Annotated in this window: 16 protein-coding genes; 5 read left to right on the top strand and 11 right to left on the bottom strand. The window is 58.0% G+C overall.

What is annotated here, in order from left to right:
• Positions 1-4 precede the first annotated feature (4 nt).
• The 3 genes from BLT69_RS09995 to BLT69_RS09985 all read left to right on the top strand — a co-directional run bounded on the left by BLT69_RS09995 (position 5) and on the right by BLT69_RS09985 (position 3217).
• The gene (locus BLT69_RS09995) at positions 5-1312 is read left to right on the top strand and encodes an ABC transporter substrate-binding protein (protein WP_092648952.1); all 1308 of its coding nucleotides are present in this window, start codon (positions 5-7) and stop codon (positions 1310-1312) included.
• Between the two features lie 106 nt (positions 1313-1418).
• Positions 1419-2375: a carbohydrate ABC transporter permease gene (locus BLT69_RS09990; RefSeq protein WP_257590327.1), complete on the top strand. Its 957-nt coding sequence runs from the start codon at positions 1419-1421 to the stop codon at positions 2373-2375.
• Entirely contained in the window at positions 2372-3217 is an 846-nt protein-coding gene (locus tag BLT69_RS09985) for a carbohydrate ABC transporter permease (protein ID WP_092648950.1), read from the top strand. The genes BLT69_RS09990 and BLT69_RS09985 overlap by 4 nt, the downstream gene beginning before the upstream one ends.
• A gap of 89 nt (positions 3218-3306) precedes the next feature.
• On the opposite strand, the gene BLT69_RS09980 is transcribed toward BLT69_RS09985, so the two are convergent.
• Positions 3307-4203, bottom strand: a complete 897-nt coding sequence (locus BLT69_RS09980; protein WP_157886406.1) for a type 2 periplasmic-binding domain-containing protein — start codon at positions 4201-4203, stop codon at positions 3307-3309.
• Positions 4204-4314: 111 nt separating this feature from the next.
• On the opposite strand from BLT69_RS09980, the gene BLT69_RS09975 reads away from it, so the two are divergent.
• Complete coding sequence (locus tag BLT69_RS09975) at positions 4315-5034, top strand: ROK family protein (RefSeq protein WP_257590326.1); 720 nt, start codon at positions 4315-4317, stop codon at positions 5032-5034.
• On the opposite strand, the gene BLT69_RS09970 is transcribed toward BLT69_RS09975, so the two are convergent.
• The 8 genes from BLT69_RS09970 to BLT69_RS09935 all read right to left on the bottom strand — a co-directional run bounded on the left by BLT69_RS09970 (position 5018) and on the right by BLT69_RS09935 (position 11393).
• Positions 5018-5647 (bottom strand): nucleoside/nucleotide kinase family protein, encoded by a 630-nt coding sequence (locus BLT69_RS09970; RefSeq protein WP_058237521.1) that lies wholly within the window; start codon positions 5645-5647, stop codon positions 5018-5020. The genes BLT69_RS09975 and BLT69_RS09970 overlap by 17 nt on opposite strands.
• Positions 5628-6212, bottom strand: a complete 585-nt coding sequence (locus BLT69_RS09965) for a phosphoribosyltransferase (RefSeq protein ID WP_058237520.1) — start codon at positions 6210-6212, stop codon at positions 5628-5630. The genes BLT69_RS09970 and BLT69_RS09965 overlap by 20 nt, the downstream gene beginning before the upstream one ends.
• 11 nt (positions 6213-6223) lie before the next feature.
• Complete coding sequence (locus tag BLT69_RS09960; protein ID WP_058237519.1) at positions 6224-7354, bottom strand: 6-phosphofructokinase; 1131 nt, start codon at positions 7352-7354, stop codon at positions 6224-6226.
• An 84-nt stretch (positions 7355-7438) separates the two neighbouring features.
• Positions 7439-7963 (bottom strand): SprT-like domain-containing protein, encoded by a 525-nt coding sequence (locus BLT69_RS09955; RefSeq protein WP_257590325.1) that lies wholly within the window; start codon positions 7961-7963, stop codon positions 7439-7441.
• 9 nt (positions 7964-7972) lie between these two features.
• A complete protein-coding gene (locus tag BLT69_RS09950) occupies positions 7973-9325 on the bottom strand; it encodes a carbohydrate ABC transporter substrate-binding protein (RefSeq protein ID WP_070725461.1) in 1353 nt (450 codons plus the stop codon).
• 16 nt (positions 9326-9341) lie between these two features.
• Positions 9342-9521, bottom strand: a complete 180-nt coding sequence (locus BLT69_RS09945; protein WP_058237517.1) for a DUF6903 family protein — start codon at positions 9519-9521, stop codon at positions 9342-9344.
• Positions 9518-10456 carry a carbohydrate ABC transporter permease gene (locus tag BLT69_RS09940; protein WP_257590324.1) on the bottom strand — a complete coding sequence of 313 codons (939 nt, stop codon included), beginning with the start codon at positions 10454-10456 and terminating at the stop codon, positions 9518-9520. The genes BLT69_RS09945 and BLT69_RS09940 overlap by 4 nt, the downstream gene beginning before the upstream one ends.
• 10 nt (positions 10457-10466) lie before the next feature.
• Positions 10467-11393, bottom strand: a complete 927-nt coding sequence (locus tag BLT69_RS09935) for a carbohydrate ABC transporter permease (protein ID WP_082628613.1) — start codon at positions 11391-11393, stop codon at positions 10467-10469.
• 241 nt (positions 11394-11634) lie between these two features.
• Between BLT69_RS09935 and BLT69_RS09930 the strand changes: the two genes are divergently transcribed.
• Positions 11635-13092, top strand: coding sequence for an alpha-L-fucosidase (locus BLT69_RS09930; RefSeq protein WP_092648945.1), 1458 nt, complete (start codon positions 11635-11637; stop codon positions 13090-13092).
• On the opposite strand, the gene hrpA is transcribed toward BLT69_RS09930, so the two are convergent.
• Together hrpA and BLT69_RS09920 are read right to left on the bottom strand one after the other, a co-directional pair.
• The gene (hrpA, locus tag BLT69_RS09925; protein WP_092648944.1) at positions 13082-17434 is read right to left on the bottom strand and encodes an ATP-dependent RNA helicase HrpA; all 4353 of its coding nucleotides are present in this window, start codon (positions 17432-17434) and stop codon (positions 13082-13084) included. The genes BLT69_RS09930 and hrpA overlap by 11 nt on opposite strands.
• An 18-nt stretch (positions 17435-17452) precedes the next feature.
• On the bottom strand, positions 17453-18295 hold the full coding sequence (locus BLT69_RS09920; RefSeq protein ID WP_092648943.1) for a carbohydrate ABC transporter permease: 843 nt from the start codon (positions 18293-18295) through the stop codon (positions 17453-17455).
• Position 18296: the final 1 nt, after the last annotated feature.

The following is an 18296-nucleotide window of genomic DNA, read 5'->3' as shown; positions in this document are numbered from 1 at the left end:
ACAGATGAAGGCTTGGAATAAAGCCGGTCTTGCCATGCTGGCAGGTACGGCAATGCTGATGGGGTTGACGTCCTGCACTGGTGGTGGTCCGGTCACTACGACGAACGAATCCGGAGACGATGCGCTTCAGAGTGGACCGGTCGAAGGGGAGATCACTTTTCAGACATGGTCGCTGAAGAATGACCGATTCACACCGTATTTCGAAAAGCTCATTGCAGACTTCGAAAAAGAGAACCCAGGAACGAAGATCAAGTGGATGGATCAGCCCGGTGACGGCTACGAAGACAAGGTTCTTCAACAGGCAAACTCCGGTGAGTTACCCGACGTCATTAACCTTCCACCCCAGTATGCCTATCAGTTGGCCAAGGCTGGACAGTTGGAAGATTTAGCGAAGGCGGATCCTGAAGCCCTCAATGCTTATGTCGACGGCGTGACGAAAGCGTACACATTTGACGATGCAGGAGGCGGCTCATACGGATATGGGTGGTACCTGGGAACCGACGTGAACTGGTGGAATACCGCCATGCTTGAAAAAGCAGGTGTTGATGTCAGCACGTTGCCTGAAACACTCGATGACATGCTTGACATGGCGATCGACGCGGCGAAGAAGACCAACGGTGAAGTGAAAGTAGTTTCCGATCTGCCTGCCTTGGCGACGCTCGCCTCGGAGGGTGTTGAGATTATGAAAGATGGGAAGTTCACGTTTGCTACTGATCGGGCTAGGGAGATTGTCGAAAAATACGCCGAAGCATTTAAGGCGGGAGCCATGCCGGCTGAAGCACTGTCCGGTGAGTGGGTAGGCAACTCTGCTTCCTACAAGGAAGGCAAAGTCGCCTGGACAACCGGTTCAGGAGGATTTGCGTCGGAGCTGGAAAAAGAAGCTCCCTCCATCCTTGAAGCTACGAAGACAACGCCACGTTTCGGTATTCCACCTCTGTTCAGCCAGGCACTGTCCGTGTCAGCCAACTCGAAAGCCAAGCCGCTGGCACTGAAATTCGCGCAATACGTGACCAGCAATGAGAACCAGGTTGAGTTCTTGAAGATCGCCCAAGGCTTCTTCCCTGGCACGAAAGAAGGCAACGAGAATCCGGAGTCCTTTACCTCTGTGATTGAGAACCCGCTGCAAAAGGAAGCCACCGAGATGGCGACTGTATCTATTTCCGGCAAGACCCAACCTGAGCAATTCCAGCTCACTGAGAAGATCAGTAACTACTACAACCAGCAGATCGCTCTGGCTGTTCGTGGTGACATATCTGCCGAGGAAGCACTGAAGAAAGCAGAGGATAACGCCAACGCTGAGCTCAACAACTGATCGATGAGATCTTTTCCGAATGTTCCGGCCAGAAAGCCCGCCGCGCTTTTAGGCCGGAACTTCGGTCTGCTAATCACGTTAATCAAAAAGGTGGCTCTCTATGCGCATGCATAAGTGGTACACGCCGTACATTCTTTTGGCCCCAGCTGTTATCTGGGTTCTGGTCTTCTCACTGTTGCCCTTCCTCAATACTGTCATCCTGTCTTTTACGAACGCCAAGCCCCTACAGCCAGCAACGTTCGTGGCATTCGATCAATACAGGCGCCTCCTGAACGATGAGATCTTTCACTTCGCCATCGGTAACGTCCTTGTCTATGCCTTGGTCTGCGTTCCGCTGCTGACATTCCTGCCTTTGCTTCTGGCCATGTTGGTTCACAGGAACATTCCGGGAATAGGCTTTTTTCGCACAACCTTCTATTTCCCCGTCATTGCGTCTGCTGTTGTGGTGGCAATTATCTGGGCATGGCTCTTCGAATCTCGCGGAATCGTGAACGCCACACTTGATGCTCTCGGGCTCAGTACCGTCGACTTCTTGATTCACCGATGGTGGATCATCTTCGTCGCCATCACTCTGACGGTGTGGAAGGGGCTGGGATATTACATGGTGATCTATCTGGTTGCACTGTCGAATGTCAATCCGGATCTATACGAAGCTGCAGAGATCGATGGTGCAGGAGCGTGGCGCAAATTCTGGTCTGTCACGGTGCCCGGTGTTCGCGGCGCAATGCTCCTGATATCCGCCCTTATTACAGTGTCGGCGATGCGAGTTTTCACGGAGATTTATACGATTGTTGGCTCCGGAGGCGGCCCCGGCGGTGAAGCACAAACCATGGTGGGACATATCAAACAGACCGGTTCGGGGCTGGCAGGGAACCTCGGCTATGCATCGGCATTGTCTGTGATCTTGTTCCTGCTCACCATTGTGCCGTTGGTAATGGTTGGGTGGATGAATCAGGGACAGGAGATCCGCGAAGCGATCAGAATCCACAGGCTCTCGCGAAAAGTGCGCCGTTCCATTGAACGCGGCGATAAGAGGTCCGAAAAAGAGAAGGTGTCACAATGACATCAAAGAAAACGCGCCAGATCTCAGGACTGACGATTCGCTATATCCTCCTGATCGTCATCTTCGTCATTTCTGTTTTCCCGTTTCTGTGGCAGCTTACGACGTCTCTCAAGGGGAAGAATGAAGATCTGTATTCGTTCCCTCCCAGTCTGATTCCGCATGACTTCACTCTGAGCAACTACGGAGAAGTCATGCGCACCATTCCCGTGTTTTCATACGCGTGGCACTCTTTGATCGTTGCGGTGTCGGTCGTTGTCCTGAACTGCTTTTTCTCGTTGCTCGCAGGGTATGCGTTGGCGTGCATGAAGTTCAAAGGCAAGGCGGTTGTCATGGCAATCATTTTGTCCACCTTGCTGCTGCCTGGCGAAGTAACATTTACCAGTCAGTATTTGACGGTGAAAGCGCTGGGGGCGGCCAATTCACTTGTTGGAGTAATCCTGCCCGGAGCGATCGGTGCGATCAACGTTTTGTTGATGGCCACGGCCTGTCGAGCTATTCCACAGGATATTCTGGATGCTGCTGCCATCGACGGTGCTACAACAGTCCAGCGCATACGCCACATTGTGTGGCCCAATGCCCGAGGCATGACAGCGGTCGTTGCCCTGATGAGCTTTATTGGCGCCTGGGATGATTTTCTGTGGCCACTCGTGGTGTTGTCAGACCCGGAAAAGTACACCCTCACAGTTGGAATGCAGTACCTGGCCTCGAACCAGACGCTGGGATCTGATCCGAGGGTCGTGGCTGCCGGAACGATTATCGCCCTCCTGCCAATTATCGTCCTGTTTGCAGCGACTCAGAAGTTCTTCTTCCGCGGAGTGGAAGTTGGCGGAGTGAAAGGTTAGGAACACGCTCATAGCGTGATGAGTGGCCCAGACAGCAAGTCGCCCTCGCTCATCATGAACGAGGGCGACTTGCGTGACGGCGAATCGTGTTATTCGTCGTCTCTGTTCGAACTCATCAGCGTGTTGACGCGATTATTGGCCTCGGTCAGTGCTGACGGGTCATCTTCGAAGGCGATGACAGCGGACATTGCCGGTTTCATCAACGATTCGACCTGTGCCCAGCGGTCAGCCACCGGGGAAGGAACGGCTGTGCCTTCTTCGACATGAACGGAAAATGCGCGTGCGTCGATCCCCATGTCCTCAAAGGTCTTAATGGCTTTTTCCGTTGACGACATGATCGCGGGGAACACGGTACCCTGCTTAGCGATGACGTCCTGGCAAGAAGCCGAACCCAGGTACTTCACCCACCGCCACGATTCTTCCGGATGCGACGTCCCGATCCACACCGAGTCAGCCAGGCCGTTCATCACCGATGCACGCTGGCCATCTGGGCCGATGGGCGTGGGTGCGACCTGAATGGGAAGCTCCGTGGTCGTGGCAATGTTCGTGATGTTCCACGATCCTTCAATCAGCGTCGCATAGGCACCCGAACCGAGCGATTCGATTGTGCCGATGCCGGAGGACGCCACCGACAAAGGCGGCATGTAGCCCTTTTCGATGAGCGAGCGCCACCAGGTGATGCTTTCCTGAAATTCAGGGGCATCGTAGTTGAAGTGCTGACCCCACGGATTCTTGTCGGTCCATGTCCAGTGCCCGTTCGACAGCGCGTACGGCGACCATTGGACCTGTCCGTAGCCGGAACCAGCGTCGTTGTATCCGATTCCGTAGACCTTCACGTTGTTTTTATCGAAGCCTTCTTCATCGCCGCGCACACCGTTTGCGTCGACGGTCAGATGAGCCAGGAACTTCTCAAAGGAACCGCCGTCAGCCGGATTCCATTCCAGTTTCCACAGGTCTTCGGGCGCATAGCCGGCATCTTTGACCATGTCTTCGTTGTAGAACAAAGCCTCGGTATCCCAGTCCTTGGGCAGGCCATAGCGCTGCGTGCCGTCGGCCGAGAGCCACTGGTCGGCCAGATCCGGCGCGTAGGAGGACAGGTGGACGGAACGGTTGTCCGATCCAGTCGATTCCTCGGGTGGGACGATATCGACCTGGCCCGTGAGCTCGACCTGACGATTCCACTGACAGTCATCAACGATGTTTCAGCCCTGACCATGCTGGAACTGTGGTTCGGACTGGGACGGAACTGCGAGGACTTCCTCATCGTCACGGTTGGTGCCGGAATCGGACACGGTATAGTGCACGGCCTGCGAGCTGTGCGTTCGCCGCTGCGGGGCCTGGGTATGACGGCTCATATCCCCTTGGCCGGAGCGCATGGAGTATGTCAGTACGGTCATATCGGGTGCGCCAACGGCGCCTTGACGGTTCCCGCAGTGATATCTCGGGCGCGCTCGGGTCGCGCCATTGTCGACGATGACGGCCGCCCCGCCTCGGCTGACGAACTCATCGCTTTGGCTCAAGACGGTGACCAGGCCAGCCAGCGTGCCATCAGGGAATTTGCCACGAACCTTGCGGTCTATGTGCAGACAGTGGCATCAGCCGCCCTCGTGCGTGATGTTGTTCTGGACGGGGAAGGTGTGTGCCTGCTGGAGACACCGTGGGCGGACAATTTCCAGCGTGAACTGACGTCATTTTCCCGGCCCGATGACCCGCACATCCGCGTCCATCAGCGCTCCGGCAGTTTTGACCGTTGGGCGCAGGGCGCTGCCACCGCAGCGATCGTGCAGTGGCTGGTTGACTCTACGCTCGCACAGTAAAATCTGCGCGGCCCGCAGCCGCACACACCAGGTCAATATTGTCGCTGTCCACCGTTCGCACCCAGTGCGCCGCCTCGTCGGTACGCCGTCCGTGCTGCTTATGCCGCTCCACCAGGCGTCGCACCAGCTCGGTGCGATCAGTGTCGATGAAAACAAGCTCATCGAGCAGGCCGCGAACGTCACGCCATCTCGGCAGATCCACGCCCAGATAGTTCCCCTCCGTCAACACGATCCCCCGAGGGGCAATTGCGACGCTCGCAGCAATCGGCTCATGCATGTCGCGGCGATATTCGGGGGCGAAAACGGTTCCTTCGGCACGCCGAACACGGCGCAGGATTTCACAATACCCATCAACATCAAAGGTGTCGGGAGCGCCCTTGCGGTCAGCCCGACCCAACGCGTGCAGCACTGCATTCGACAGGTGGAAACCATCCATCGGAACAATTCCCGCGACCTCGATGCCGCGCTCATCCAACCCTCGTGCCACCAGGGCACACACGGTGGACTTACCAGTGCCGGGCGGGCCGGTTATTCCCAGCAGGCGCAGGCGGGGGTGAGCGGCGATGCGGTCAACGATCTGGCGAGCAACTGATTCAGACGCGCTTGGTGTCATTGTCCTGACTGCGCTGGATCACCGGCAATGTTGACCAGGGGAAATTGATCCACTTATCAGTCTCACGCCACATGTAGTCCGGTTCGATCACGGAGCGAGGCTTCTTATAGATCACCGCGCTGCGGGCCTCTGCCTTGACAGTGGTATGACCATCCAGTGACAGACCGTGAGCGTTGATCATGTCCATCACCATCTTCAGGGTGCTGCCGGAATCGGCAACATCGTCGACCACCAGGACGCGTTTGCCGTCCATCGCCGAAACATCCATCAAGGGGGGCAACAATTGCGGTTCAGTCAGAGTCTGACCCACCCCGGTGTAGAACTCGACATTCATCGTGCCCATCGCCTTGACGCCGATGGCGTAGGAAATCGCACCGGCGGGCAGCAGTCCTCCGCGTGCAATCGCGACAATCAGCTCCGGCATCCAGCCTGAATCCACAATGCTCTGGGTGAGTGCGCGCGAGGCGTCACCGAACCCCTGCCACGTGAGGGTTTCGCGATCTGGCTGCAGGTCAGCTGGTCGTCCGTCGGTAGTGGTGGCTCCGTCATCGAATGGAAGTGTCACGAATAATCCTTCTAGTCGCCCATTCCGGTTCCGACGTGGCGTGCAGCAGTGATCCACGGGTGATCCAGAGGAACAGTCTTGAGCGTGCCGGCCACGTCCTTCAACGGCACCGGCACAGCCGCCTGTCCCTGTGCTGCCACGGTGATGCCGTATTTTTTCTTGGCCACGAGATCTGCGCCAGCCCCGCCGAGCAACGTGCCAAGCATGCGGTCTTCAGCATTCGGCGTGCCGCCACGCTGCACATACCCCAGCACCGTCACGCGGGACTCCAGGCCGGTGGCCGCTTCAAGTTCTTCGGCCAGTTTGAATGCGTTGCCGCGATGCGCCAGTTCCAGGGACTGCTTATGCATCTTGGCTGCCGACTTTGCTTCCGGGCTGTCTGCAGCAGACAGCAGTGCTTCAGCAGCTTCGAGGTCAGCGGTGTCCTGAGTGTCACGGGCGCCCTCGGCAATCGCGACAACCGAGAACGAATGCCCGGCCTCGGCACGTTTGCGAATCGATGCGGCGATGGAGTCGATGGAATAGGCGATTTCGGGGATCAGGATGATGTCGGCGCCGCCGGCGATGCCGGCTCCCAGTGCCAGCCACCCTGCTTTGTGACCCATAATTTCCACCACGATGATGCGGTGGTGGGAGTGGGCCGTTGAATGCAGACGATCAATCGCGTCGGTCGCGATACCCAGTGCAGTGGAGAATCCGAAACTTGTGTCGGTGTGCGCGATGTCGTTGTCAATGGTCTTGGGCAGGTGGATGACGTTCAGACCTGCTTTGGCCAGCCGGTTCGCATTCTTCGCAGTTCCGCCACCGCCGATGAACACGACACAGTCCAGTTTGTTCTTCTCGCAGTTCGCCAGGATCGTGTCCGTCATGTCAACGGTTTTGCCATTGACGTTCATCTTGTGCGGCTTGTCGCGCGAAGTTCCAAGGATCGTGCCGCCGACGGTCAGGATCCCGGAGAGGAAGCGTGAATCGATGGGAATGGTGCGGTTTTCCGCCATGCCGCGGATGCCGTCGCGGAAGCCGATCAGTTCCATCCCGTAATGCCCGATGGCCGCTTTTCCGAACCCGCGGATTGCTGCGTTAAGCCCAGGGCTGTCGCCCCCTGCGGTAAGGATTCCCACGCGCTGTATTTTCTTCGCCATGATCCGCTTCCTTCCTGTGCGCCGATCGGCAGTGATTCCCATGGTAGTGGACGAGGTCGTGCCACGAGTAATGACGAGGATGATTTAACGTCGTGAAGATCGGCGTGTCAGTGAGCGCAGTTCACGCTGGTAGCGCCCCGGTGGGGTACGAGGGTGGCCGAGGTGTTCCCACTGCCAGATCAAGGCGACATCAAAGTGTGGTGAACATGACGCGCATGATGACACGCGCCTGGGTGCGGAATATAGATACCTGCGTGCTCCGCAGTGCGGACAGGTTCCGATCCACGGCGCCTCAGGAGCAGGCAAGGCCGCAGACAGGCGCGCCTCGGGTCGCGCCCCCAGGTTGCGAGCCGCCTTCTTCCATACCTCGTCATGGTGGTGGCTGGCGCCTGCCAGAGCGTGAGCCACTTCGTGAGCGATGACGTCTCGAATTTCATCTGGGGAATACAGCGTCATCAGCGACCGAGAAAACGACAGGGTGTGCGTCGTGTGGTTGCACTGTCCAGCACGACGGCGTGCACGGTCGAACTGAACAGTCCAACCATGCACGCCGTGCGAAGTGAGCAGGGTTTGTGCTTCTTTAAGCACCCAGCTCAGATCATCAGTCACCTGGACAGGTTACTTCTGATCTTTGGGCATCGCCTCATTCAGAGCGTTCGAATCGTCGTTGAGCTTTTTCTGCCACTCATCAACGGTCTTCTTGCCCGAGGCAATTGAGTCGATCGTTGAGTACAGGTCATCCTTGATACTGACACCTTCAACGCTTGCATTCTGGCTGAAGGAGGTGCCGGGAATAATCTTGACGCCTTCCTGGTCGAAAGCACCATACAACTCAGCGAGTTCTGGTTCGAGCTTGTCGGTAATGCCCTTGATGGGCTGAGCTTGACCAATCTTGGCGAAGATTTCGGCAGCCTTGTCGGAGTACATGAATGCCATGAAACGCTTAGCTTCTTCAGGGTTCTTTGCCTGAGTTGGCGTCCACAGTGCGTCCATCAGTACCGTCAGGTAGCGCTCGTCGGGAGTAAAACCGGGAGCGGGTGAGAGCGCCCACTTGAAGTTTTCAGTCTTCGGGGCGTCCTTCATTTCGTTGCGGATCCAAGTTCCGTTGGGCATGAACACTGCATCACCATTGAGAACCGTCTGCTGATTCTTCTTTGAGTCCTGCACGTTCGCGTATCCCAGTGTGTCCGGGTGCAGGTAATCGGGGCTGACGATCTTGCCGATCGTGTCGAGGACTTTGCGGGCCTCGTCCGACTTCCACACGTCCTTCTTATAGAACATCACGTCCTGGAAGAGCTGTTCGCCGCCAGCGTCTGCAAGCAGGGCACCCACGAGCGAATCGAAGTAGCCTGAGGTTGCGTAGGTGAAGACCGAGATACCTTTTTCCTTGGACTTCTTGCCTAGTTCGAACATTTCATCCCATGTTTGCGGAACTTCCCAGCCGTTCTCTTCCAGCAGGGTCTTGTTGTAGACCAATCCGGCAGGTGAGTAGAACGTCGGCAGCAGGAAGGTACGATCGTCGCCATTTGGGTTCGTGTAGGGTCCGATGATGCCGTCGATCAGCTTTTCGCCAACGGTGACTTCCTCGCCGGGAATTTGCATCGACAGGACATCGGTGACATCGGCAATTGCGTTGTCACCGAGCATGGTTTCAACGAGCCCGGCCTTTGCATTCAGGCCACGCTGGACCAAGTCCGGGTACCTGCCCGCTTTCATGCCAGGCATGATTTCGTCTTCGATTTCCGTTGACGTCACAAGGTTGACTTCCACGTCAGGGAACAGTTCCTTGTAGGCTGCCACGACCTCCTGGTAGGGTTCAGGGCCGTTTCCGCCATCGAAGAACGCCAGGTTCAACGTCGATTTGCCGTCTGATGCGCTTTGAGATCCGCCGGCGCCGCATGCGCCTAGCGTTGCCGTCAACGCAAGGCAGGTTCCCGCGCACAACAAAGTGCGTTTGGTGTGATGTTTCACGATTACCTCTTTCTAGTTAGCGGTATTGATGGTTGTAGAAAGCGAGCATGCCGAGGACGCCAGCCAGTCCGATTAGCTGGATGCCGAGGCTACCCCAGCTGGTTGTACGTTGACCGATGACGACCAGTGCAACGAAGAATATGAAGATCAATGCGGCACCGATCATGCCGATAATTCGTAGTGCGCGGTCGCTCATCCCTTGATACCTCCAGCATTGGTGACGTTGAGTAGACGCTTTTGAACGAGTGAATAGAAAATGATCACTGGAACGATCACGATGACCATGCCTGCGTACAGGCGGCCGTAATTGGTGGCTGCCCGTTGCGTTGCCATCAGGTTGAGCAGACCGACCTGGACGGTGCGGCTGGATGAATCGGTCATCAGCGTCATTGAAATGATGTAGTCATTCCAGAAGCTCAGGAAGTTGAAGAGCATTGCCATGGATATGGCTGGTGTCGCCATGGGGAAGAAAATGCGAACCATGACGGTGAACTGGTTGGCGCCATCAAGCAAGGCAGCTTCTTCGTAATCTTCAGGGATGCGCGCGAAGAAGTCCTGGAGCAGGAACACTGTGAAGGGCAGTGAAGTTGAGGCGTACACAATGGCAAGTACCACGAGGTTGTTAATGAACAGGCCGTTGGGGAACCACTGGTATACCGATGAGTCGAATCCGACCAGCATCAGGAAGATTGGGACGACAATATAGTTCACGTTAATGAACAGTCCGCCTTGGATGGCCATCTGCAAGATCCTGCGGCCAGGGAAGTCGAATCGTGCCAGTACGTAAGCGCAAGGCAGCGCGATAGCGACAACTAGCACCATTGCCAGAGCAGTGACGAACAGAGAATTCAAGAAAAAGTCGCCGATTCTGGCGTCGGTGAAGGCGTCGACGTAGTTCTGTAGGTAAAGGCTGCGAGGTAGGGACCACGGGTTTCCGTAAAACTCGTCTCTCTGCTTGAAGGAGGCAAGGAAAACCCAGATCGTCGGGATGACGATCGTCAGGGAAACCAAGACGAGAATGACTTGGTTGAAGATGCGATGCGGGGTCCACCTGTCGGCAACACTCCCCGAGGCTTTGCGCATCCTCTTTGAAGAGGATTTCTTCGTGGAAACTGAAACAGTTGGTGTCATCTTTCTTCCCTCACAGCTCAATTGGTTCGCGTTTGGTCGCGCGGCTGACGATCAATGACAAGATGAAGCTAAACAGGAAGATCACTACTCCGATCGCCATGCCGTAACCGTATGAGGAGTTTGTATAGGCCTGGTCGTACATGTATCCCAGAATGACTTGGGATGCGTTATCTGGACCGCCGTCAGTCATTGCCTTAACAAGGACGAAACTCAGATTGACCGACCCTAGGATGAAGAAAATCAATGTCGTTCGGATGTTGCTCCAGATCAGTGGCACCGTCACGCTCACCAGGGTGCGGATCTGGCCGGCTCCGTCCAATGATGCTGCCTCGTACAGGCTCTTATCGATGCCAGTCATGGACGCCATATACATCACCATGTAGTAGCCAAAGGACTGCCATACCATTGCGAATGCGATTGAGAAAATGACGATCTTGTGGTCGCCGAGCCAGACTTGCTTAAGCCAGTCAAGACGCAGGATGTGCAAGGTACCGTTTACTAGACCAGTATCAGCCTGGTCGTAAATGACGGAGAACATTGCTGCGATGACAACTGCCGATAGAATCGACGGAATATACATCACGAAGCGGAGCAGATTTGCTCCGAGAATCTTCGTTTGAATCAGCATTGCAGCAAAGATCACGGCAACGGGCATCGTGATACATGTCACGACAATAAGGAGTAGAAGGGTGTTTTGTAGCGAGTGGACGAAATTCATGTCACCCAACAAAATCTTGAAGTTGTTCAGCCCAACGAATTCGGGAACACCAGAAAAACCGCTCCATTTGTAGAGTGACATTCTGAAAATGTTGATCGTCGGAACGACGATGAAGACAGTGAACAGGATGGCCGTCGGGAGTGCGCACGCAATACCGAAGATGCTTCGATTGCGCTGAAGCTCGGCTGACCTGCGCTTTCGCCTATTTGTCGTTGACATAGTTGATCCTCTTTGAGTTGAAAGAAAGGATGTGAGGGTGCTCCGCCAAATAGCGTGACAACATCGGCATCCTCAATTCGTCAGAATCCAAGTCTCCGGGTCATTGACATTTACTGTCAGCTGGCCGGAAAAGAACCTCGTAACAATCTACATCAGAAAGGGTGCCAAACTATCACAAGTTAGTGAGTGTTATGTAACATTTAATCGCTGCTGTCAGATACAAAGAAAAGGACTTTCCATCATGCATGCGGGTGACGCACTGAATTATCTGTCCAACGTTCGACCATCATTCCGTCAGCTCCGCTGGCAGGAGATGGAAATGTACGCCTTCATCCACTTCGGCATGAACACGATGACAGACCGCGAATGGGGCGAGGGGCACGAAGATCCTGCACTCTTCACTCCCGGCAACGTTGACACCGACCAGTGGATGCGCGCCCTCAAGGACGCCGGAATGACCGGCGTGATCCTCACCTGCAAGCACCACGACGGTTTCTGCCTATGGCCCAGCGCCTACACCGACCACAGCGTCGCCTCCAGCCCCTACCAGGGTGACATCGTCGCACAAGCCAGCGAATCAGCCCGCCGCTTCGGCCTCAAATTCGGCGTCTACCTGTCCCCGTGGGATCGCACCGAAGCCACCTACGGGCAAGGCGTCGCCTACGACGACTTCTTCGTCAACCAGCTCACCGAGCTGCTCACCAACTACGGCCCGATCTTCTCCGTCTGGTTCGACGGGGCCAACGGTGAAGGAGAGAACGGCAAGGTCCAGTACTACGACTGGGAACGATATTTCACCCTGATCCGCGCCCTGCAGCCCGAAGCAGTCATCAACATCTGCGGACCCGATGTGCGCTGGTGCGGTAACGAGGCCGGCGTTGCCAGGCCGGCAGAATGGAGCGTCCTTCCAGCAGAACTCCAGTCCGCCGAACGCACACAGGAACACTCTCAAAAAGCAGATGACGGCACATTCTCACGCGAAGTGAAATCCACCGACGAGGACCTCGGATCGCGAGCTGCCCTCGCCAATTACGACGGGCCGCTTGTGTGGTACCCGGCCGAAGTGGACACGTCGATCCGAACCGGATGGTTCCACCACGCCGCCGAAGATGAGCACGTGCGCACCCCTGATGAACTGTTCGCCATCTGGCGCGGCAGCGTCGGCGGGAACTGCTCGCTGCTGCTCAACGTGCCACCCACCCGCAAGGGCGTCCTGGCCCAACCCGACATCGATTCGTTGAAGGGGCTGGGAGATTTGGTGCGCGACTTCTACGCGCGCCGCATCAGCACCGTCACCGTGGACGCGTCCACGTCAACCGTGCCTGACACGCTCACCGCCCAGGCGGGCACCCCGTTCGATGACTCGTACGACCCCCTCATTCCCGCCCTGCTGACCGCCCCGTACTGGCAGCCGGACGAGGGAGACTCAGCGCCCACGCTGACCATCAGCTTTGACCGGTCCACCCCTGTCAGCGCCGTCATTATCCGTGAAGCCATCGCTGAAGGCCAGCGCATCGATCGAGTCACGGTGCGTGGAATCCTGCCAGATGGCTCCACCGTCGATCTAGGCGGCGCGAACTCAGTGGGCTACCAGCGCATCATTTCGTTCGATCCGGTCGAACTGGCCAGCATCACAGTGTCGGTCGAGCAGTCACGCGGATCAGTGCGCCTGGCGCACGTATGGCCAGTCAGTGCCTGAGCAGGGAGTAGATCCTCTTGGCTGAAACTTTCCGCGGAGTGCCCAGCTGCTGAGCGAACAGTGAGACGCGCAGCTCTTCGAGCAACCAGCGCGCCTCGCTGATCGTGCGCGCCCGCTTCGCATTGAACGGATGCTCATCCAATGCGCGTTGCGCCTGCTCAATGGCGTCTTCAACATCACCGATCACGTCCGCATTCTGCGCGTCCTGATCGAGCATGGGTCGCCCTCGCGCCGCACGGTCGAGGCGCACGGCACCGGCACGCACATACCTGGCCAGGTGAGGCAGAACCTCAAACGGTGTGGCTGAAATGAAACCGGGGAAGACCAGCGCCTCAGTCGTATCACGCACCTCCTGGCGAACTTCATTCAGTGACGCGTGCTGATGAGTACGCACACTGTCCGCCACCTCGCTGGAAGCCTCAAGCGTGCGGATCACATGCTGAAGGATCTCGTAAACACGGTCTTCATGCCGGTCGCGGGCCTGCGCAACCAGGCTGTCGAAACGGGTGCGGCTGCGGATCGCTGCCGACCCGTCATCACCGGAAAGCTGGTCCACCAGGCTCAACGCGGAGGCCCACTGCGCGTCAGAAACCAGCGCCTGCGTCGACTCATACGGGGAGGCAGCCAGCATCATTGCCTGCCGGCCACTCCACCGGGTCGTCACCCGCGCAGTCGCCAGCTGAACTTCGCGCACCAATAGCCGCGCCACCCCCACGCGGTGCAGACGGTTCGCCTCATCGGGATTCGCCACGATCTGCAGACGCACCTCATCTTTGTCAGAAACAAGCGCCGGGAAACCGCGCAATGCCACCTGCGTCGCATCTGGCTCCACCGACCAGGGCACATCGTCGGGAAACTCCGTGACAGGTTCCGGTGTCAGCGCAGGCGAGGGTGCAGCCGCCCGTGCAAACGCTTCGGCCACAGCCCCGCGAACAGCGGTGCGCACGGCATCGTCGGCTGTGCGTGCCAACGTGCGCTGCAGGTACGTCAATGACGGACCCGAACCCAGCTCACGACCATCCTGATCCACTACTCGCAGCGTCATCACAACATGGGAGGGAACATTCTCACGCGCATGAGCCAGATCCTTTGCACCCAGGTCAACGCCACGAATCTGACGCACCGCATCAGCGAACACCTCCTCAAAAGGCGGACGCCTGGCGGGATCGGGATCAATGCCGGCCGAGCGCTTCACGACCGGGGCGTGTTCTGGCTCTGGCTGCGACGGCGCAGATGCCGTCTTGTTACGCCTGACTGATCCGCTGGTCGCCCCCCACTTGGCCAGGCGATCCATCGCGGCGTTCAGGGAACGAGGGTCCTCAGGCTCGTCCACTTCAACGCTCACGACTTCATCGTCCCCGCCGATGCGTGAACGAATCCATTGAGCCACATCCACTCCCACTTCCGGAGCCGGAGCCAGCAGACGCCGTTTCGCTTTGGGCAGCGCACGGATCGTCTCAATCACCAGTTCGTCCAGCAACCCAGGCACCAGCCAGTCCATGCCGCGTCCCGTCACGCGCGGAAGCTCTTCTACACGAATCGTCGCCGTCACGCCGTCACGGGCGGAACCGGGGTGAAACTCGTAGGACAGGGGGAACTCCAGGTCGCCCTCGTTCCACGTGTCAGGAAATGCGTCGGCATCCGTTCCCGAGCCGCGCGGCAACAGCAGCTGTGGCGGGTACGTCAGCAGGTCAGGCTTCGAGCGGCGCTTTTTGGCCCACCACCGGTCAAAGTGGCGGGCAGAGATGATGCCCTCAGGCAGCAGGTCGTCAAAGAAATTGACGAGGGAGTCTTCGCCTGCAACGAGTCCGCTCGTGCGTGAACGCTGCTCCACCTCATGAGCCTGCTCCAGCAGGTCACGATTCTGTGCCATGAAACGGTGGTGCTCACGCCATTCGCCACGCACCAGCGCATGGCGGATAAACATTTCGCGCGCCAACTGGCGTGCAGTCAGCGGCTCAATCTCTTCCACGCTGACGGGGGAGTCCTCCTCAACGGTCGTTTCTCCCAGGGCGTCCGACAGTGCATCAGCGAACACACTGGGCCCCTCATGGCCGCGCAAACCCTGCGCAATACCAGCCAGTGTTCCCGGACGCGCTACTCGGGAACGGCGTGGGCCACCCTCGTCCATCGTGATGTCGAGCCTGCCGAGCAGGACCGTACGGTCAGCTTCCAGCGTCAACCCGTACAGCATGGTTTTCTGGTGGATCATCGCAGCGCCCTTGCCTGATGACCAGTATGGTTCGGAATAGACGCGGGTGAGCAGAGGGCCGGCCAGAGGCTCGATCCACTCGGGTTTGATGCGCGCCACCGTGCGGGCGAACAGGCGCGAAGTTTCGACCAGCTCCGCCGTCATCACCCATTCGGGGTGGCTGCGGGTCAGGCCGGAGCCGGGCCAGATGGTGAATCGTGTGCCGCGAGTGCCCGCATACTCCTTCTTCGCCGGATCCCAGTTACCCAGGTTTGACAGTAAGCCAACCAGAAGCGAGCGGTGGATTTCGTCAGCATCAGGTGAGGACGTTGAACGCGTGTAGGCAACGGCTGCGCGCGCAGCGGCGTTTGCGATTCCGCCACTGTTGGCAGCAAACGCCACTTCTTTCGGGCTGGGAATGCCGATGCGGTGAGTATCCAGGCCGAGGGGGCGCGCCATGTCCCGCAACTGCCCGACCACGTCACGCCATTCACGAAAACGCAGATAGTGCAGAAACTCTGCGCGGCACATGCGGCGGAAAGCGGAGCCGGACAGGTCACGTGACTGCACGTTGAGGTAGCGCCAGATGTTCAGGTAGGTGATGAAATCTGAATGCGGATCCACGAAGCGCGCATGCGCCTGGTCGGCAGCCTGCTGAAAGTCCAGAGGGCGCTCGCGGACATCCTGGATCGACAGGGCCGCCACGATGACAAGGACATCGGAGCCGCATCCGTTACGGTCACCTTCAATGAGCATGCGGCCCAGCCGCGGATCGATCGGCAAATGCGCCAGGGAGCGGCCGATCGCCGTCAGCCCGTGGTCAGCGGTCAGTGCCCCGATTTCCACCAGAAGCTGCAGGCCGTCCCGAACGGCACGCTGCGCGGGAGGGTCGATGAACGGGAAGCGCTGCACGTCACCCAACCCCAGTGACACCATCTGCAAGATGACGCTGGCAAGTGAGGTACGCAGAATCTCCGGCTCGGTGTACTCGGGGCGCGCGTCGAAATCATCCTCGGAATACAGCCTGATCGCCACGCCGTTGGCGACGCGACCACAGCGCCCGGCCCGCTGGTTCGCTGAAGCCTGCGAGATCGGCTCGATGGGCAGGCGCTGCACCTTCGTGCGGTTCGAGTAGCGGGAAATGCGCGCCAGACCCGGGTCGATGACATATCGGATCCCCGGCACAGTCAGTGATGTTTCAGCCACGTTCGTGGCCAGGACAATTCTGCGACGCGAATGACGCTCAAAGATTCGGTGCTGTTCGGCCGATGTGAGCCGCGCATACAGCGGCAGGATGTCAATGTCAGAAGTGCTTCCTAGATGGTCAGCCAGCGCCTGCTGCGTGTCACGGATGTCGCGCTCACCGGGCAGGAACACCAAAATGTCGCCGGGACCTTCCGTACGCAGCTCATCGACAGCGCGGCAGATACCTTCATCCTGGTCGATGTGGTCACCCTCGTCGTCAAAAAGCGGTTCGTAGCGTATGTCGACCGGGTAGGTACGTCCGGTCACCTCGATGACAGGTGCGGGGTCCTCCGGTGTCCCGAAGTGACGGGCAAAACGCTGCGAATCGATCGTGGCGGAGGTGATGATGACCTTCAGATCAGGGCGCGCAGGAAGCAGGCGGGCGAGGTACCCCAAGATGAAATCGATGTTGAGGGAGCGTTCGTGGGCCTCGTCGATAATCAGAGTGTCGTAACGACGCAACAGTGGGTCCGACTGGATCTCAGCGAGCAAAATGCCGTCAGTCATGAGTTTCACCAGCGTCGTCGGGCCGACCTCGTCAGTGAAACGAACCTGGTAGCCCACAACCTGGCCGGCTTCGCGCCCCACTTTCTGCCCCAGTTCGTGGGCGATACGTTCAGCAACAGTGTGTGCGGCGAGGCGTCGGGGCTGAGTGTGTCCGATCATGCCGGTCACACCGCGCCCTAACTGCAGGCAGATCTTCGGGAGCTGGGTCGTCTTGCCTGAGCCGGTTTCCCCGGCCACCACGACAACCTGGTGATCCCGAATCGCAGCGGCGATCTCGTCGCGCCTGTCGCTGACCGGCAAATCCGGGTATGTGATCACCGGAATGGCGGCGACGCGCTGCGCAAGCTGTTCAGGTGTGAACGGCTTGAACGCTGAATGTTTACGTGGTCGTCGGGGCACCGGCCCAGTCTATGTCGATTAGCCTTTGACTGCTCCAGCCATTGCGAATGAGCCGCCCGAGACTTTCTGGGAGATGGCATACAGTGCCAGCACGGGGGCTGCATACATCAGCGAGAATGCTGCAAGTTTCCCGTAGGCAACGGTGCCGTATGCTCCGAAAAAGTTGAAGATTGCGACGGCTGCGGGCTGCTTGGCTGAATCGAATATCAGCACGAAGGGAACGAAGAAGTTCCCCCATGTCATGGTGAACACGAAGATGAACACAACGACCAGTCCGGGACGCATGAGCGGCAGAACGATTCGCCACAACGTGCCCATCGCAGATGATCCGTCAACCCAGGCTGCCTCCTCCAGTGACACAGGCACAGCGTCCATGAAGTTCTTTAGCATCCACACGGCCATCGGCAGTGACGTTGCCGTCATGAACAAGATGATGGCACCGTGAGAATCCAGCAGATCCATCCGGACGAACAGTGAATACACCGGCACCATCATTGCGGTGATCGGCAGGCAGGTGCCGAACAGGATGGTGTACATGAGGGAGCGCTTGAATCGGGACTTGTAGCGTGACAGCGGGTATGCGGCAAGCGCTCCGGCGGCCACGGTCAGCAGAGCCGTGCCCAGTGACAGGATCATGGAATTGAGCAGCGGACGGAACGTGAGATCCCAGTCGGCTACTTCAGAAAAATGCTCCATTGTCACTGACGACGGGATGGAGAGTGACACTCCTGGAGATGGATGCACTGCGGACACCAGCAGCCAGGCCAGAGGCACCAGGAACGCGATGCTGACGACCAGCAGGGCGACCGACGCCCACAGTTTTGTTGAGGATTGTTTCGGTTGTGCAACAGAGGGCGCCATG

Origin of the sequence: Schaalia radingae, from assembly GCF_900106055.1 — a bacterium.
GTDB lineage: Bacteria > Actinomycetota > Actinomycetes > Actinomycetales > Actinomycetaceae > Pauljensenia > Pauljensenia radingae_A.
This window is presented reverse-complemented; position numbering and strand designations above follow the sequence as displayed.

What these genes read in the sequence shown, in the direction of transcription:
- BLT69_RS09935 (WP_082628613.1), bottom strand. Translation starts at nt 11,393, where the DNA reads ATGTCAACGACAAATAGGCGAAAGCGCAGGTCAGCCGAGCTTCAGCGC.
- BLT69_RS09940 (WP_257590324.1), bottom strand. Translation starts at nt 10,456, where the DNA reads ATGACACCAACTGTTTCAGTTTCCACGAAGAAATCCTCTTCAAAGAGG.
- BLT69_RS09960 (WP_058237519.1), bottom strand. Translation starts at nt 7,354, where the DNA reads ATGGCGAAGAAAATACAGCGCGTGGGAATCCTTACCGCAGGGGGCGAC.
- BLT69_RS09980 (WP_157886406.1), bottom strand. Translation starts at nt 4,203, where the DNA reads ATGGTCAAAGATGCCGGCTATGCGCCCGAAGACCTGTGGAAACTGGAA.
- BLT69_RS09945 (WP_058237517.1), bottom strand. Translation starts at nt 9,521, where the DNA reads ATGAGCGACCGCGCACTACGAATTATCGGCATGATCGGTGCCGCATTG.
- BLT69_RS09995 (WP_092648952.1), top strand. Translation starts at nt 5, where the DNA reads ATGAAGGCTTGGAATAAAGCCGGTCTTGCCATGCTGGCAGGTACGGCA.
- BLT69_RS09990 (WP_257590327.1), top strand. Translation starts at nt 1,419, where the DNA reads ATGCATAAGTGGTACACGCCGTACATTCTTTTGGCCCCAGCTGTTATC.
- BLT69_RS09930 (WP_092648945.1), top strand. Translation starts at nt 11,635, where the DNA reads ATGCATGCGGGTGACGCACTGAATTATCTGTCCAACGTTCGACCATCA.
- BLT69_RS09985 (WP_092648950.1), top strand. Translation starts at nt 2,372, where the DNA reads ATGACATCAAAGAAAACGCGCCAGATCTCAGGACTGACGATTCGCTAT.
- BLT69_RS09970 (WP_058237521.1), bottom strand. Translation starts at nt 5,647, where the DNA reads ATGACACCAAGCGCGTCTGAATCAGTTGCTCGCCAGATCGTTGACCGC.
- BLT69_RS09920 (WP_092648943.1), bottom strand. Translation starts at nt 18,295, where the DNA reads ATGGCGCCCTCTGTTGCACAACCGAAACAATCCTCAACAAAACTGTGG.